A 16,079-nucleotide genomic window follows, 5' to 3' on the forward strand; every position below is an offset into this window, starting at 1 on the left:
TTGGTTTAGAGTCCGGGGGTAATGATATCGGTGTTTGCCAGATGTTGGGCATAAGCAGCCGGGGTCATGCCGCCGATTGCATTCTTGGGTCGCTCTTCGTTGTACGCGCGTCGCCAGCGTTCGATTTCGGTGCGCGCGTGCAGCAGTGTCGGGAACCAGTGCTCGTTGAGGCATTCGTCGCGTAGTCGGCCGTTGAACGATTCGACGTAGGCGTTCTGGTTCGGTTTGCCGGGTTGGATCAGCCGCAACTGCACACCACGGGCATGTGCCCAGGCGACCATCGCCCTGCCGCAAAACTCCTTGCCGTTGTCAGTGCGGATCACCTTCGGCAAACCGCGACTGTGTGCCAACCGATCCAGCACGCGCGCAACGCCATGTCCCGAGATCGCGCGCTCCACGTCGATGGCGACCGCTTCGTGGGTTGCATCGTCCACGATCACCAGACACTTGACCACCCGACCGTCGGCAGTGCGGTCGAACACGAAGTCCATCGACCACACCTGATTGGCCTGCGCTGGCCGCAGCAGCGGCTGACGCTCGCTTATTGGCACCTTTTTGCGTTTGCGCCGTCGGACCTGTAGCTGCTGCTCGCGGTACAACCGCTCCACCCGTTTGTAGTTCACGATGCGCCCTTCCTGTCGCAGTTTGAGATAGATCATTCCCACGCCATAGCGGCGATGGCGATGCGCCAACGCAACGATGCGCTCGCGCAGTTCGCCATTGCGGTCTTCGCGTGGGCAATAGCGCAGCGCACTGGCGCTCATGCCGATCGCTGCCAAGGCGCGACGCTCGCTGGCGCCACGCCCGATCCACTCGCGCACCAGCGTACGACGCGCCGGTGCGCTTACCACTTTTTTCGCAGCGCATCCTTGATCAGGTCGTTCTCGAACAATTGCTCGGCCAGCAACTTCTTCAGCCGCGCGTTCTCGGACTCGAGGTCCTTGAGCCGCTTGGCATCAGGCACGCTCATCCCGCCGAATTTGCTGCGCCACAGGTAGTACGAGGCCTCGCTGAAGCCATGGCGCCGGCACAGGTCCTTGATCGCCACGCCGCTTTCGGCTTCGCGCAGAAAGCCGATGACCTGCTCGTCAGTAAAACGTTTCTTCACGTCCAATCTCCTCGGGGTAGGGAATTGGACTCCAAACTGAGGCGCTACTCAAAATCGGGGGGACGTCGGGCCGGCCCGATACCGGATAGTGCGGCGCGATCAGACCGAGCAGTTGCTGCCACGGAACCACCTGCTCCATCTCGGCCAGAAAGATCTCGCGCCGGGTCTGCTTGCGCTTGCCCAGGCCCTCAGCGTCACCGAACGTCAGTTGCATGGATCACTCCTCAACATCAGGCGGGTAGTGTCGCGTATCTGTGGTGCGTTGTTCAGAGGTTCCTTAGGTCAGTATCCACAGGTATGGCCGATGATTTGCTAGATTACGACGGCCCCACTTCAGTGTATGGATCATGTCAATGAGGCCTACCAAAGCCGCAATGCTCTTGCTTACCTCGCTATGCGGAACTACGCTCTGTGCTTGCGCGCACACGACGGTCGAACCCACAGAGCCAATTTCGAAGGAATACGGCGCAATGACTACATCTGAGACCGACATGGTCAATCCCACGCTCGGCGCTGATGAAATCGGCAAGAGGTTCTTGAAGTTGCTGGAAGGCTTGGAATCTAGGAAGGATTTAACCGTTGATAGAGTGCGCGAAGTCACCGGTATCTCCCTCAAAAGAGTTACCTTCCCCTCCGAGAATCTTGAGTCCTATATCCATGGTCAAGCACTGAGCAATGGATGGAATTATTCTTTGGAGCTGACTCCCGAGTCTCGCTCTCTCAAACAGGGCATCAGCCTATCCTTCATTAATAACAATGATGAATTTTCAAGCTTGGAAGGCAATTGCGTTGATTTCGAGAAGTACAAGAGTTCACTAGGCCAGATGGGATTTGTCGACTCGCCGGTGTACGGGGAAATTGGTCAATTGCAAAGTTGGCGGTTTGCCAAGTACGCAAAAGACGGCAGCGGTAAAGATATCGTGATCTCAATCGTTCCTCAGAATGAAGCACCTGGTTCATCTGGCCGGCTCTGCGTCAAATCGATTGGAACTTTGAACTAACCAAGGATGAAAGCTGATGGCCACCCCCAGCCCACAACTCGAAGCAGCGTTAGCTCGATTTGCTGCGTCTGGAGGCAACCAAGATCAGGTTGCGCAGCTTCGCGGTGCGCTGATAGCTGACGCTAAGCTACTGCAGCAATTCGATCAGGAAGCACAAGCAGGTCATCTTCGAGGCTTTGCGCTGCAAGCAGCGAACAGTTCGGCGCCGAATCTCGCTGGAACTTACAACATACAAAGTGGTCTCATTACGCTCCCTTCAACAAGCATCCAGCCGACGGGGACATTAGCAAGTAGCGACCTAAAAGCCACTTTGCAAGTCCAACAGATGTCGGTAGCGTTTGCACACAGCACTTATCAAGACTCTGCAAGAAATAGTCATCCTGTTACACAAGATATGGTCGACAACCTGCAGTCAACCATCAATGGCTCACCGTTTTTAGCCGACGAGATCAAGAAGTCCGCGACTACGGTCGATCCTTCGGACAGGCAGCGCCCCCTGAGAGCACACCTCGAAGGTTTTGGCTTTTTGGGACCAGGCATGGCGGCTGGTGGTACGTACGACGGTAGCAACAAGATAATGAATTTGCCGCCGCTCGGCCTCCAGACAGGCTCGGCTGCTAACCCTCACGGGACCTTTAACGATAGAGACATGACATTTGTGCTCGGACACGAGATCCAGCACAGTTTTAACCATGCATCTAAAAATCAGGCTACAAATAAATTTCTAGTGGATGTTGAAACCCAATCGAAGGCCCGAGGGCCTGTACATGACTACACGGACGAGCTTCGCAACTACATACAGGCTGGACGTGAGGACGAAGCTAAAGCGGAGATTGCCGGCTGGAATGCATTGCTCAGTAAGCGACAGCAGCTCAATCCCAGTGCAGGCCTGAAGGAAATGCACGGAACGCAAATTGACAGGGTCAAGGATTTTGTCGAAAAGGATCCTTTCACAGGCCTTATCACCGGCAAGCCAGGTTTGACGTTCAACCAAGACGGTAGCCTCTCTCAGACGTCCGGAAATATTACGGCTATGGGGCACCATTATTTTGATAGACCATCGCCGCTCTATTCGCAGCCTGGCCAACGCCCAGTTGGCATCGGCGAGCACCGCAATTCGGCGGGCGTGCTCCAACCGACGGCCGACTATCCCAATTACTACGGCACTTGGGGGGTAGAACAGATCCTTCAGGCAGAAGATCGCGCAAACGTGCTGCATCAGGGCGTCCTTCCACAGGTGACGATTGATATGGCCGCGTTGGGCCTGAAAGAACATCTGATCGAGAACGAAGGTCTGGACCGAGGGCCGAACAAGGCACCGTTTCCATATCACGACAGCAGCACCGCCCCACCCTCGCTGCACCATTTCGACCACACCCAGGATGGCAGCGTGAATCGGGCGCACGACCATACCTACGTGCCGGTGGTACCCAGCGCTCCTGCAGCAGCGGGACCACGCGGCCCGGACGATCCTGCACACCCAGACAACGCCATGCTCGAGCAAATTCGTGGTGGCGTGCGCAAGATCGATGAGAGTGTGGGCAAGCCCTATGACGACATGAGCGAACGGGTGAGCCGCAGCCTGCTGGCCGCGTGCAAGGACAACCGCGAGGCACATCCGCATGTCACGGGCTACGCACTGGCCAGCAACGCGCTCAGCCGTGTGGATCATGTCGTGATGAGCAAGACTGGCAACGTGTTCGCAGTGGAGGGCCGGATGGACGATCCTGCGCACAAGCGCGCGCATGTGGAGATCGATCAGGCGATCCATATCCCCGTCGAACAGTCGGACCAGAAGTTGCTGGCGGCCAATCAAGCGATCGCGCAAGAAAGAGCGCTAGTGCAGCAGCAAGAACTGGCGCGCGGTATGAACGAGCCTGGCTCGAACGTGCCGACCAGATAGTTCGCGGACTGCCAGAGCGTATGCATAGCCGTCAAAACCAAGCGGACTGAGCCACCTATGCCTGCAACGCATGCGCTAGGATCTTGCGTACAGGGGGAACACCATGGACAGGATCACCATCGCGCGCCGTGTCGCGCTGACACTGACAGCGCTATGCATACTTGCATGCGGACAAAGCGTGCCGGCACAGAGCATGCGCTCTGCCACGGGTAAATCCGCCAGCAAATACATACCGCCCACGCAGCAGCCATACAACTCCATGGCGCACGACACCACGCCGTTCAATTGCGAGCAATACCGCGCGCACCCGCATCCGGGCATGACGCGTTACTGCCAAGGCATCGAGAACATGACGTTGCGTAACGAAGCGCATCGGCAAGGGCGACCTGCTCCGTCGGATTCCATCATCGCGCTGCCGGGCTTGGGCACGGCGGAGGCAAAGCAGCTGGGCTACGCGTGCGTGGGCGGGCAGGCGATGAAGCGGCTGCGCAATGGATGGGAGCAGGTGTCGGCTGCTGCGGGTGGATGGCAGCGGTGTCAGGGTGGGTAAGTGACCCTATTCTCCGCTAGCTCTAAACGAAGCGAACAGACGCCAATAGATGGCGGCCCTGATCAACACTGAAATCCCCACCGCTAGCACCGGAGCGAAGCGGAGTGGCGTACGGCTAAAACCCGTCCACTAGATGCCCACTTGGCCAGGAGGCACGGACATCCCCGCACAAAGGCGAAGTGCACTACGGGTTTCGGTCCGTTGAAGACCAGCTCAAGGCAAACCTTGAGCACGTAGGCGGCAAGGCGCTGACCTGATCCCGATGTAGCTAGACCGCGCTGACGCCGACCAAAACTCGTGTCAGTAGCACATAGCCGATCATCGCCAGCGTTGCAAAAACAAGACCATTGGCTATGAGGTGAGAGCGGTTGCCGCGGCTGTCAGCTGCGGCACGTTGTACTGCCTGTGCCCGGTTAACGCGGTAAAGCAAGAATGCCGAGCCAGCCATGATCACTGCACTACAGCCGAAAGCGGCAGGATGATTGGAGATAAGATAGCCCTGCAAGAATTTCCCGTGACTCGGAACTGCAGCCTCCCAACCGGCTGGTAGGGATTTACCTTGAAGATCGAGAGCAGCGATGGGCTTGGCTGAGAGGAACGTGGACGTAGCATAAAAGGAGACAATTAGCGGCAGCCATAGTAGCAGCTCAACTACGTACAGGAGTGGGAACTTCATATTTTTCAGCATATTTTTCGGATATCTCGACCTAGTAATCAGCTTTTTAATAATCGAGCTTTCGCTCTCAATCGCGCCTCAAACGGATGTTCCTACAACATCTCGCCAAGCTGTTGGTGATCCGAAGAGCCGCGCTACAAGCCTTGCTAACTTAACCGAATACGTAAGTGCAATGAATCCTGCCAGTTCCCAGCTGGTCGTGATGCACCGCCAAGGGGCGTACGGCATCGCCCTGCCATTACTCACCCACCGCCACGCGGCGGGCGTCCACAAGCTGGTCCACCGCGCGGCTGGCTTAGAGTGGCTAGCAAGACTACTGCGCGGCCGTCAGGCGGGCGACCGCTCGCTACCTTTTGTTAGCCGCTCTTAATCCGGTTTCTTCCAGTTTGGATTGTTCCCCAATGTCGGGTATCGCCTGACCAGCGTGTGCAGTGCGTCGGCCAAGGCAACGGGGTCTTCGCGTCTCTCCCTGACAGTGCCTAAGACCCCTCGTGGCAGAGGCGCCATTTCCGTAAGATTTTTAAGAAGATTCAGTATGCGTCTCCCATGTTCTTCGCTCGGCGCATCGTATGTCTCCTCGATCCCGGACACTATGTTCGCAACCTGCGCTGCCACGTCTTGCTTGAGGATCAGGCCCTCCTCTAGCTGCAAGAACTTTGCATCGCCGCCTGCCTTGGCCACCTGGATTTCGAGGTCGACATCCGCCGCGAGTTGCCGCATCTGTTTGAACATGGGGTGGCCTGCGTATTGCTCGATGCCCTCGACAGGCGGCGCAGCCGCCTCCGGGTTCGCATAATGTCTAGCGATCCGGTTCTGGATCCGGTTCATTTTTGCAGCAATATCGTCGCTACCGCCAACGGCCCTATTTCCGAGTGCACATTCACTCATGTGCGTGAGCAACTCGAGTGCTGAATTGTGCACGGCATCGAGTGCTTTATTATTGAGAATGGGGCCAATGGTATTGAGCAATGTGTGCGCCATCCCCTGCATCTTCAACAGCATGCGAGTTTCCAAGCCCGATCGCTGTGGCCGCGTTGGCTGTGACGTCGTTGGCCGCGATGGGGTTGGCCGTGACGTTGGCCGTGATGGGGTTGACGGGCGCGGCGGACGACGCTGCAGTCCCTGCAATGGCGACTGATTCGGCAAGGGTGTCGATGGGGCCGGCCGCTGCGGCGTCCCCTGGGGCGTGGGTTCGTGCTGCGTGTAGGTCACGTGCGCGTGGGTGCCACTGACATTGTTTGAAAGACAGTTTCCCATCGATTTTTCCCACTACTTCAATCATGGGCGGCGAGTACATCAGAGCCAATCCCGGCACTGCCCAAGCAAACGCGAATGGGCGGTTGTAGATCCGAAGCTACGCCCTGCTGGTCGGCGAGGCAGAAGAGCCCCTTCCTCGCAAAGCACGCGGCCAGCTGCCGTAGGCGGGCAGGCGATGCAGCGGCTGCGTAACGGGTGGGAGCAGGTGTCTGCGACTGCGGGTGGATGGCAGCGGTATCAGCGTGGCTAGGTGGCTCAGGTTTGCAGGCGTGAGGGCTTGGTGCATCTGCCCGGCTGCTCGTGATGTGCCGCTAAGGCGCACAAGCCGTGTGCTCCAACCGTTGCTCAAGAATCGCGCGCACCGCGTTGGCGGCGTCAAAGATGGCCTGGCCCAGGGTTGGCAGCGTCTGTGCGTGCAGGCACTGTGGGGCGCTCATGGCGATCACGTCGCCGTGGGCGGCGATGGTGCGCATCAGGCGGTCGAGTTGGTCGATCTGGTCCAGCGTGAGACAAAAGACGGCGGCATGCGGGTGCATTGCGTGATCCTCTGCGAGGCGTGGCGAGGCACGTGCGCACTTCGCGCGGCATGCGCGCAGCGCGCCTGAAGGGTGACCGTGCACCTGCGTGGCGGCACGCGCACGGTGGGGCAGGTCAGTCTGCGGGCGCCACGCTCACCACCAGTTCGCCATCGCGCAGGCGGATGTGCAGCTTGCTGCCGATGGCAAAGCCCAGTTGTTCCAGCCAGCGGCCGCGCAGGCGCAGCGTGGGCACGCGTAGGTTGCTGGCGGGGTAATAACCGTAGCCGACGGTGCAGTGTGTTGGGGCACGCGGGTGGCCGGGGCGTGGGGGGCGGGCTTCGGTGCGGGGTTGGGGGATGGGGGTGCGCTCGACGTAGGGCCGCGGCTTGATCGAGGGGTCGAGCGAGTGCCAGCCGATCTCGGTGGGCGGCGGCTCCGTGGCGCGCTTGCGTGCGGATGTGGGACGGGACGTGGGTCGACGCATGGCAAAGCCCTCCTTGACGAACAGGCCCCGTTGCACAACGCAACGGGATGTCGGGAGGCTAGAAACCGCACGTAGCCGGCGGGCGTATTCCTCCCGAAGGAGTGTTGTATTAGCCGCCCTCCCGACGCAGGCATCGCGTCGGTTGCACCTGCAAAGATGCAGGCACAAAAAACCCACCGGTTTGACGGAGGTGGGTACCGCTACGTGAGGAGTTTCTAGGCTCCTTGTGTCCGAGATTGCTACGTGTTTGGTGATGTGTCAACTGGCAACAATGAGTCATTGCCGCCGCGCGTCGATTCAAGAAAATTCGTGCAGGCAGTGCATCTACACACCAGCCATCGCTTCGTCTTGCCCCCATCGCCACCCGCACACTTCCGCTCGGAGCCTAGAAACTCCTAACAGACATCGGTGCCCGCCTCCGAGAATTTGGTGGGTTCTTGTGCTCTGCCATCCGGCTTGGCACTGCTCGGCGTTCCTACGCCGGAAGGGCGGCGAATACAACACCCTCAAGGGGAACAAGCCCGCTGGCTGTCTGGGGTTTTTAGCCTCCCGGCATCCCGCTTATGCAGCGCAAGCTGCCTCACGGCAAGGAGAGCGGCACGACGAAACCGGTTACTGAATGTCCGAAGGCACGCAATACCGCCTGCTGCGCATACGCGACCAACTGCGCTTGATGGCAACCCTGGCTGCACCACGTACGCGACGAAGGCTCTCTGGGTACGCCAACCATTCCACTGCAGCAATGGGCGCATTGCCTGCAGCACTTGGCCGAGCATGTGAACGACGTATTGGAGGATTTGGATAGTGCGTGGTATGGGCAAGAATCGATGCATGCACAAAAACGTCGCACACATCGGCGCTTCGATATGGAGCGCGCGGGTGGCAGCGGTGTAGGAATAGTTAAAAGATTTAGATCCCATCATCGCACCGACAACAATCGAATTTAACTCGTTTATTCTACTACTTCAATTGTCCAAATACCTCTTTGATCTTATTCAGTAATTTTATCTACATCAGCTGACGCCCAGGAAAAATTTAGTTTTATAAATTAATATTTAAGCCTGTGCTACGAACCTTTCTGACACTCGGCTGAAGAGGTCACTTATCAACGGCCCCGGCCTTGCTGCAACGGTTTCTAGCAGCGACTTTGTATGATGGCGGACACCGCGCCCTCTGTAACTTGCGTGCTTTACAAGCAATGTTAAAAGTGACTTTCCCCGTAGCAACCTCCCGTAATCCTGGGATATCTTCAATCTCAAATTTTCAGGATAGTCCTCTCCACTTTGCAAATTACTTAGGGATGGTCTGATCAACGGCATCGGAGGATGAGCCTAACCACATCGACCAGGCTGACGGCGCTCAGATCCTCGATTTTTTTGCCGTTTCCGGCGCGTTTGCAGGGTGTTGCCCGGGTTACAGGCGCACGTTCCCCATCGTCGGCAGTAACTGCTTTCGCTTCATCCACAGGTTCGATAGCGCAAACAAGGTCAGCACCTGCGCGGTGTTCTTGGCCAGGCCGCGATAGCGGACCTTGGTGTAGCCGAACTGGCGCTTGATCACCCGGAATGGATGCTCCACCTTCGCGCGCACACTGGCCTTGAAGTGTTCCCAACGTCTTTCCCGAGCACGCTCGCGTTTGTTGCCGAGGGCTTGCATCGTCGAGGGCCTGGCGGCGATGAAGAATGCAGCCTTGCAGGCCTGCAGTTCTTCGCGTTTGTCCGCACCGGTGTAGCCGCTATCGCCGAACACGCTGTCTTCTTTGCCATGCAGCAACGTGTGCATCACCGTGACATCGGCGACGTTGGCGGCTGTGCAATGGACGTGGTGCACCAACCCGGAAAATTCATCCACGCCGATGTGCGCCTTCATCCCGAAATACCACTGATTGCCCTTCTTGGTCTGATGCATCTCAGGGTCGCGCGCGTTGTCGGCATTCTTGGTCGAACTGGGCGCCGCGATCAGCGTCGCATCGACGATCGTGCCCGACCGCAGGCTCTGGCCCTTGCGCGCCAGATGCGCGTTGACCGCTTCCAGCATCCGCGCGGCAAGGCCATGGGTCTCCAGCAGGCGCCGAAAGTTGAGAATCGTGGTCTCGTCCGGAACGTTGTCCAAGCCACCGAGCTGGGCAAACCGCCGCAAGGTCGGGATCTCGTGCAGTGCTTCTTCCATCGCCGGATCGCTCAGCGCATACCACTGCTGCAGCAGATGAATCCGCAACATCGTCGCCAGTGCGTACGGCTGCCGACCTGGCCGGCCCGATACCGGATAGTGCGGCGCGATCAGACCGAGCAGTTGCTGCCACGGAACCACCTGCTCCATCTCGGCCAGAAAGATCTCGCGCCGGGTCTGCTTGCGCTTGCCCAGGCCCTCAGCGTCACCGAACGTCAGTTGCATGGATCACTCCTCAACATCAGGCGGGTAGTGTCGCGTATCTGTGGTGCGTTGTTCAGAGGTTCCTTAGCTCATCGTAGAGTTCGAATACGTTGTCTGGATGAAGACTCAAATTTGAGTTCTGACCTTCAATAAATCTTGACATGGCAAGCGCATACCATCGAATGAACTTCTCCAAATCTCGATTGTACTTTGCAGCTTCCTCCTCAGTAAGAATAGCAGGAAGATCACCATCACGATAAACATCGTTCTCTATGGAATACCCATCTGTAAAAAACAACAGCTCATGCTCCAGGTCTGGCGGAACGCCTTCATGTACGAAACAATCCTTGTCCGCAATAAATGTTATTTTTACTGCATTTAATTCATTGCGTCGATTGAAAATCTCAATCACTCTACTTCTACCTCCTACTGGAAGGATCGAAACCCCCTTGTCTGAGAGTCTTTCTTCAAGCTTCCTGTAAATAATGACGTCATCACTACCTTCTATAACTATGGTAGGGAGCGATGTCTTTTTTAGAAGCGCAATTATCTCGTCCATTGACATTTCGAGAGGCGTACTCATTCAGACGCCCCTTGATCCCCACGATCAATATCAATCTGCAATTCTTTGTCTGGGTATTTCCCGTATATAAATGGCGAGTGAGTTGCGATAACAAATTGGTTGCTTGTTTTCTGTGACATCAAGGTCGGGAAAAGTTGTCGTTGCCAATCGACATGGAGGCTAAGTTCTGGCTCGTCTATTATAAAAACAGCATCTTGATAAAAAGCATTATAGGCAATAAAACTCAGCATCTGTTTCTCGCCTGCCGACAACATATCTGAATTGACTGCTCCAGCCGCTTCGCCGAAACTGATCTTGCCCAACTGGATTCCGCTATGTTTAAAGAGCTTCATTACAAGTTCACGGACGGCCTCAATCGGACGCATGATTGTTTCCCGGGAACCTTCCACGCTTTCTATTTGCTGACGAACCTCGTCTAGAACGCGATAGGCTTCGTCTAACTGCAGAGCTCCAGACTGCTCCCCCTTGTCAGACTTGAAATCTCTTATCCGCTTGATGACCTCTTGAGATGTCTTTTGTTGCAAAGAATTATATTGCTCTGATAGTTCAGTATATTTCTTAAAGAGGAGATCTACGATATCTACCGTGCTGAGCGAAGCAACAAACACATGCTTACGGTTAGATAATCTTCCAGAAAGCGTAACAAGTGAATCTTCAACCTCAGATCGTCCTCTAGGGATGGTCTGATCAACGGCATCGGAGGATGAGCCTAACCACATCGACCAGGCTGACGGCGCTCAGATCCTCGATTTTTTTGCCGTTTCCGGCGCGTTTGCAGGGTGTTGCCCGGGTTACAGGCGCACGTTCCCCATCGTCGGCAGTAACTGCTTTCGCTTCATCCACAGGTTCGATAGCGCAAACAAGGTCAGCACCTGCGCGGTGTTCTTGGCCAGGCCGCGATAGCGGACCTTGGTGTAGCCGAACTGGCGCTTGATCACCCGGAATGGATGCTCCACCTTCGCGCGCACGCTGGCCTTGAAGTGTTCCCAACGTCTTTCCCGAGCACGCTCGCGTTTGTTGCCGAGGGCTTGCATCGTCGAGGGCCTGGCGGCGATGAAGAATGCAGCCTTGCAGGCCTGCAGTTCTTCGCGTTTGTCCGCACCGGTGTAGCCGCTATCGCCGAACACGCTGTCTTCTTTGCCATGCAGCAACGTGTGCATCACCGTGACATCGGCGACGTTGGCGGCTGTGCAATGGACGTGGTGCACCAACCCGGAAAATTCATCCACGCCGATGTGCGCCTTCATCCCGAAATACCACTGATTGCCCTTCTTGGTCTGATGCATCTCAGGGTCGCGCGCGTTGTCGGCATTCTTGGTCGAACTGGGCGCCGCGATCAGCGTCGCATCGACGATCGTGCCCGACCGCAGGCTCTGGCCCTTGCGCGCCAGATGCGCGTTGACCGCTTCCAGCATCCGCGCGGCAAGGCCATGGGTCTCCAGCAGGCGCCGAAAGTTGAGAATCGTGGTCTCGTCCGGAACGTTGTCCAAGCCACCGAGCTGGGCAAACCGCCGCAAGGTCGGGATCTCGTGCAGTGCTTCTTCCATCGCCGGATCGCTCAGCGCATACCACTGCTGCAGCAGATGAATCCGCAACATCGTCGCCAGTGCGTACGGCTGCCGACCTGGCCGGCCCGATACCGGATAGTGCGGCGCGATCAGACCGAGCAGTTGCTGCCACGGAACCACCTGCTCCATCTCGGCCAGAAAGATCTCCCGCCGGGTCTGCTTGCGCTTGCCCAGGCCCTCAGCGTCACCGAACGTCAGTTGCATGGATCACTCCTCAACATGAGGCGGGTAGTGTCGCGTATCTGTGGTGCGTTGTTCAGAGGTTCCCTAGGGATGGTCTGATCAACGGCATCGGAGGATGAGCCTAACCACATCGACCAGGCTGACGGCGCTCAGATCCTCGATTTTTTTGCCGTTTCCGGCGCGTTTGCAGGGTGTTGCCCGGGTTACAGGCGCACGTTCCCCATCGTCGGCAGTAACTGCTTTCGCTTCATCCACAGGTTCGATAGCGCAAACAAGGTCAGCACCTGCGCGGTGTTCTTGGCCAGGCCGCGATAGCGGACCTTGGTGTAGCCGAACTGGCGCTTGATCACCCGGAATGGATGCTCCACCTTCGCGCGCACGCTGGCCTTGAAGTGTTCCCAACGTCTTTCCCGAGCACGCTCGCGTTTGTTGCCGAGGGCTTGCATCGTCGAGGGCCTGGCGGCGATGAAGAATGCAGCCTTGCAGGCCTGCAGTTCTTCGCGTTTGTCCGCACCGGTGTAGCCGCTATCGCCGAACACGCTGTCTTCTTTGCCATGCAGCAACGTGTGCATCACCGTGACATCGGCGACGTTGGCGGCTGTGCAATGGACGTGGTGCACCAACCCGGAAAATTCATCCACGCCGATGTGCGCCTTCATCCCGAAATACCACTGATTGCCCTTCTTGGTCTGATGCATCTCAGGGTCGCGCGCGTTGTCGGCATTCTTGGTCGAACTGGGCGCCGCGATCAGCGTCGCATCGACGATCGTGCCCGACCGCAGGCTCTGGCCCTTGCGCGCCAGATGCGCGTTGACCGCTTCCAGCATCCGCGCGGCAAGGCCATGGGTCTCCAGCAGGCGCCGAAAGTTGAGAATCGTGGTCTCGTCCGGAACGTTGTCCAAGCCACCGAGCTGGGCAAACCGCCGCAAGGTCGGGATCTCGTGCAGTGCTTCTTCCATCGCCGGATCGCTCAGCGCATACCACTGCTGCAGCAGATGAATCCGCAACATCGTCGCCAGTGCGTACGGCTGCCGACCTGGCCGGCCCGATACCGGATAGTGCGGCGCGATCAGACCGAGCAGTTGCTGCCACGGAACCACCTGCTCCATCTCGGCCAGAAAGATCTCGCGCCGGGTCTGCTTGCGCTTGCCCAGGCCCTCAGCGTCACCGAACGTCAGTTGCATGGATCACTCCTCAACATCAGGCGGGTAGTGTCGCGTATCTGTGGTGCGTTGTTCAGAGGTTCCCTAGCATTGCGAGCAAACGGCGGTTGGTCACGATCAGACATGGTGAATCCACCCTCAATTCTTCTGAAAGTGGGCAAGAAGACTGAAGATCCTAATGATTGAAGGTGCTTATTTGCTTCATCTTCGGCATTGAAGAATACGTCACCATCATCGTCTTCAACATCTGTGAATTCTCGTAACTTCCCGTCCTGCAACCAGTCAATTTTGCAGGTATTCTTGGATAGCCGGTGGACGGTACAATCGTAAAGATCCGTTACAAGCCTGATTTTCTTAAAATCGACTTCTTTAAGAGCAAGCAGAATATTGCCGCTCATAACATACCACAGCAGTTTCAAGACACTGGTTTTTCCAGAGCCATTTCTACCTGTAATGATATTTATGTCTTCATTAAACTTTAATCGCACCGATTCGTCACGGCCAAATAGCCCAGTGACATCAAACATAATTATTTTCACTATTATCCCCGACTCTCAGTCTATCTAATCAATCGTTGCGCGGTTCAGATCGACGCCGCTATCTGCTCCAGCTAAGTAATTTCCACCATGAAGGGATCTCGGAGGCGAAAATGAGTTACCCATCGGAAATTTGAAAAACGGAGAGCGCGCGACCAACCCATACAGCGCGCCATGTTTTTGAGTCCTTGCCGGGTGCTGCCGCTATAGGCCTTGCTCGTGATCTTTTTCATTTTCGGACAGGTCTTCCATTAGTTGCCATATCTACGACCTTCTCGCCACGTCAGTGGTGGCTACGCAAAGCCAAACCGATTATCTTAGGTCTATTCAGAATCTTCAGGACCAGACTGGACTACATCACTGAAATCGGGCTCATGGAAGGTGGTACAGTTTTCGTGCCGCGCAATTGTGCTACCTAGGCAGCCAGCTGGATATTCAGTGAACTCCCATCTGACAGTAAAGCCATCGCCCTCGTAAGTCGCAGAATACATAAGCTCAGCGCCCATCTCACGTTCATCTCCGCCGTCCTGCTCGATGTGCAATTCAGACTCGTCAAGCTCGATTTTCTTCCCGGTCGATGTCACTTCAACTTTGAATTTCATTTTTCCCTTAGAATTTTTATTCTACAATTCGAATTGGAATTAAATTTTCCGCAACTTCATCCATTTTCATAAAGTAAAGAACACGATCTTTATAAAATCTCCTAAGGTTTTTTGACCTTTAGCGTGTATGACAATCTTTTGAGCACCAAAAGCAGCCATCTACTTTGCTGTAATAGCTTCTGGCTGCGACGACTGCTTCTTTACAGTTAAAAAATTCACCCAAATACGTACGCTCAGTAGGAAGATAAGCGCATCCATCTTTGTGCACCTCATGTTCTCCAGTAAGCTGCGGCCTGTTGTTTACGTAGTAAGAACTCATTTATTTTCTCCAGTTTTTACATTTAGTGATGGTTGGGTTTGTAATCGATGATTTTTTCTAATGATTTCTCCAGGTGTTGCAGCCCAGCTATCTAGCTTCGTTCGGGTGTCCAGCAGTTTGCAGTTTTGGTAGCTGCCGACAAACAAAGCGAACGCGGCCAGGGAACACATGGCGGGTGCTGCGCTGATGCCTTGATTCAAGCCTTGTGCAATTAGGTCGCGTTGCTGCGACAGCAACCACGGCATGCTGTTTAGGATGGCAAAAAAAGAGCCAACTCCCACAGCGAGCCCAAGCGGCCACGGTAATGGCCGCCCAGCAGTAAATTCGGCACTTCCCCCTCTGCTTCCCATGCATGAAACCCCCGTTCCAGTCTGCACACTACCGTTATGTAGTGGTTTTGTCAGCGGGGTACCCGACATTTTGTGCCAACGGTGTTATCCGATGTGATTGCACGCATTAAATTGCACGGTGAGAGGCGCTCGTCTTTGTACGAGCGCCTCTCCCATTTACTGCAGCGTTCGCTTATTTCTTCTTGCCGCTTTTATCCGCCGTTTGACTTAAAGCGGACCCGGCAGCTGTCTTTGAATCCTTGCCGGTGCTGCTGCTACGCAAGACCTTGCTTGCGGCCTTGGCCGCTTTGGGTCCGGTTTTCTCGTTGGTCGCCATGCGTGTGACCTCCTCGCCACCCCAGTGGTGGCGTGGCGAAACTAGGCCGATTATCTTGGCTGCACAAGTCTGGTTACAGCGCGCGAGACGGCAGAGATACTGCAAGACCGCCGGTGCGTTATCTGGGCCAGTTATCTGGCGAGATGTGCGGTGCTGTGTGCCTTATCTTTTAGTGTCGGCGTGCCACAGCTGTGTGCGGAGCCATCACTGCGGCGACGGTTCGGGCAACAGTTGCCGCGCCTGGCCCCAGGTGAGCATTGCATCCAGTGCGGGGCACAGGGCCTGGCCCCATGGCGTGAGGCGGTAGTCCACCTGCGGCGGTACCTGCGCGTAGACGGTGCGCAGCACCAGGCCGTCGCGTTCAAGCTGGCGCAGCTGTTGGGCCAGCATCTTTTGCGAGATGGCGGGAATCAGCCGCTCCAGGTCCGAGTAGCGCTGCACCTTGCCGTCGAACAGGTGGAACAGCAGCAGCAGTTTCCAGCGGCCTTCGATGAGGTTGAGCAGGGCTTCGACATCGCACGCGGCGGTGTCCGGGGTGTGCGGCTTTCCCATGGGTGCGTGACTTACCTTTGCGTGCGTTCTTGCGGCA

The 16,079-nt window shown here is 56.4% G+C and carries 18 protein-coding genes and 2 pseudogenes; 4 read left to right on the top strand and 16 right to left on the bottom strand.

What is annotated here, in order from left to right; all coding sequences use genetic code 11:
* Positions 1-5: 5 nt before the first annotated feature.
* A protein-coding gene (locus NMB96_RS05425; RefSeq protein ID WP_183086658.1) for an IS3 family transposase occupies positions 6-1,108 on the bottom strand; the annotation gives its coding sequence in 2 pieces (ribosomal slippage) (positions 6-850 and positions 850-1,108; 1,104 coding nt in all).
* Positions 1,109-1,163: 55 nt separating this feature from the next.
* A pseudogene (locus NMB96_RS05430) lies at positions 1,164-1,322 on the bottom strand (transposase); the annotation flags it as partial.
* Positions 1,323-1,578: 256 nt separating this feature from the next.
* Between NMB96_RS05430 and NMB96_RS05435 the strand changes: the two are divergent.
* The 3 genes from NMB96_RS05435 (at position 1,579) to NMB96_RS05445 (ending at position 4,562) form a co-directional block, all read left to right on the top strand.
* A complete protein-coding gene (locus tag NMB96_RS05435; protein ID WP_255086444.1) occupies positions 1,579-2,109 on the top strand; it encodes a hypothetical protein in 531 nt (176 codons plus the stop codon).
* A gap of 16 nt (positions 2,110-2,125) precedes the next feature.
* The gene (locus NMB96_RS05440; protein ID WP_255086445.1) at positions 2,126-4,012 is read left to right on the top strand and encodes an XVIPCD domain-containing protein; all 1,887 of its coding nucleotides are present in this window, start codon (positions 2,126-2,128) and stop codon (positions 4,010-4,012) included.
* A 103-nt stretch (positions 4,013-4,115) separates the two neighbouring features.
* A complete protein-coding gene (locus NMB96_RS05445) occupies positions 4,116-4,562 on the top strand; it encodes a hypothetical protein (protein WP_255086446.1) in 447 nt (148 codons plus the stop codon).
* A gap of 268 nt (positions 4,563-4,830) precedes the next feature.
* Here NMB96_RS05445 and NMB96_RS05450 read toward each other — a convergent pair whose 3' ends face one another.
* The 4 genes from NMB96_RS05450 to NMB96_RS05465 form a co-directional block, all read right to left on the bottom strand.
* Entirely contained in the window at positions 4,831-5,238 is a 408-nt protein-coding gene (locus tag NMB96_RS05450) for a hypothetical protein (RefSeq protein WP_255086447.1), read from the bottom strand.
* Positions 5,239-5,604: 366 nt separating this feature from the next.
* Positions 5,605-6,240, bottom strand: a complete 636-nt coding sequence (locus NMB96_RS05455) for a hypothetical protein (protein ID WP_255086448.1) — start codon at positions 6,238-6,240, stop codon at positions 5,605-5,607.
* Positions 6,241-6,806: 566 nt separating this feature from the next.
* On the bottom strand, positions 6,807-7,031 hold the full coding sequence (locus NMB96_RS05460; RefSeq protein ID WP_023905856.1) for a hypothetical protein: 225 nt from the start codon (positions 7,029-7,031) through the stop codon (positions 6,807-6,809).
* A gap of 115 nt (positions 7,032-7,146) precedes the next feature.
* Positions 7,147-7,497 carry a SymE family type I addiction module toxin gene (locus NMB96_RS05465; RefSeq protein WP_255086449.1) on the bottom strand — a complete coding sequence of 117 codons (351 nt, stop codon included), beginning with the start codon at positions 7,495-7,497 and terminating at the stop codon, positions 7,147-7,149.
* A 673-nt stretch (positions 7,498-8,170) separates the two neighbouring features.
* Between NMB96_RS05465 and NMB96_RS23665 the strand changes: the two are divergent.
* Positions 8,171-8,444 (top strand): annotated as a pseudogene (locus NMB96_RS23665) (XAC0095 family protein).
* Between the two features lie 466 nt (positions 8,445-8,910).
* Here the strand turns inward: NMB96_RS23665 and NMB96_RS05475 are convergent.
* The 10 genes from NMB96_RS05475 to NMB96_RS05520 all read right to left on the bottom strand — a co-directional run bounded on the left by NMB96_RS05475 (position 8,911) and on the right by NMB96_RS05520 (position 16,042).
* Complete coding sequence (locus NMB96_RS05475) at positions 8,911-9,891, bottom strand: IS5 family transposase (RefSeq protein ID WP_183086593.1); 981 nt, start codon at positions 9,889-9,891, stop codon at positions 8,911-8,913.
* A 52-nt stretch (positions 9,892-9,943) separates the two neighbouring features.
* Positions 9,944-10,453: a DUF4435 domain-containing protein gene (locus tag NMB96_RS05480; RefSeq protein WP_255086450.1), complete on the bottom strand. Its 510-nt coding sequence runs from the start codon at positions 10,451-10,453 to the stop codon at positions 9,944-9,946.
* A complete protein-coding gene (locus NMB96_RS05485) occupies positions 10,450-11,172 on the bottom strand; it encodes an AAA family ATPase (RefSeq protein WP_255086451.1) in 723 nt (240 codons plus the stop codon). The genes NMB96_RS05480 and NMB96_RS05485 overlap by 4 nt, the downstream gene beginning before the upstream one ends.
* A gap of 72 nt (positions 11,173-11,244) precedes the next feature.
* Positions 11,245-12,225, bottom strand: a complete 981-nt coding sequence (locus NMB96_RS05490; RefSeq protein WP_183086593.1) for an IS5 family transposase — start codon at positions 12,223-12,225, stop codon at positions 11,245-11,247.
* A 182-nt stretch (positions 12,226-12,407) separates the two neighbouring features.
* Positions 12,408-13,388: an IS5 family transposase gene (locus NMB96_RS05495; protein WP_183086593.1), complete on the bottom strand. Its 981-nt coding sequence runs from the start codon at positions 13,386-13,388 to the stop codon at positions 12,408-12,410.
* Positions 13,379-13,894: an AAA family ATPase gene (locus NMB96_RS05500; RefSeq protein ID WP_255086452.1), complete on the bottom strand. Its 516-nt coding sequence runs from the start codon at positions 13,892-13,894 to the stop codon at positions 13,379-13,381. The genes NMB96_RS05495 and NMB96_RS05500 overlap by 10 nt, the downstream gene beginning before the upstream one ends.
* Positions 13,895-14,226: 332 nt before the next feature.
* Positions 14,227-14,505, bottom strand: a complete 279-nt coding sequence (locus NMB96_RS05505; RefSeq protein WP_255086453.1) for a hypothetical protein — start codon at positions 14,503-14,505, stop codon at positions 14,227-14,229.
* A 315-nt stretch (positions 14,506-14,820) separates the two neighbouring features.
* Entirely contained in the window at positions 14,821-15,069 is a 249-nt protein-coding gene (locus tag NMB96_RS05510; RefSeq protein ID WP_255086454.1) for a hypothetical protein, read from the bottom strand.
* A gap of 277 nt (positions 15,070-15,346) precedes the next feature.
* Complete coding sequence (locus NMB96_RS05515) at positions 15,347-15,490, bottom strand: hypothetical protein (RefSeq protein WP_255086455.1); 144 nt, start codon at positions 15,488-15,490, stop codon at positions 15,347-15,349.
* A gap of 204 nt (positions 15,491-15,694) precedes the next feature.
* Positions 15,695-16,042 (bottom strand): winged helix-turn-helix transcriptional regulator, encoded by a 348-nt coding sequence (locus NMB96_RS05520; protein ID WP_255086456.1) that lies wholly within the window; start codon positions 16,040-16,042, stop codon positions 15,695-15,697.
* Between the last annotated feature and the right edge of the window lie 37 nt (positions 16,043-16,079).

The organism is Xanthomonas hortorum, assembly GCF_024339125.1.
GTDB classification, from domain to species: Bacteria; Pseudomonadota; Gammaproteobacteria; order Xanthomonadales; family Xanthomonadaceae; genus Xanthomonas; species Xanthomonas hortorum.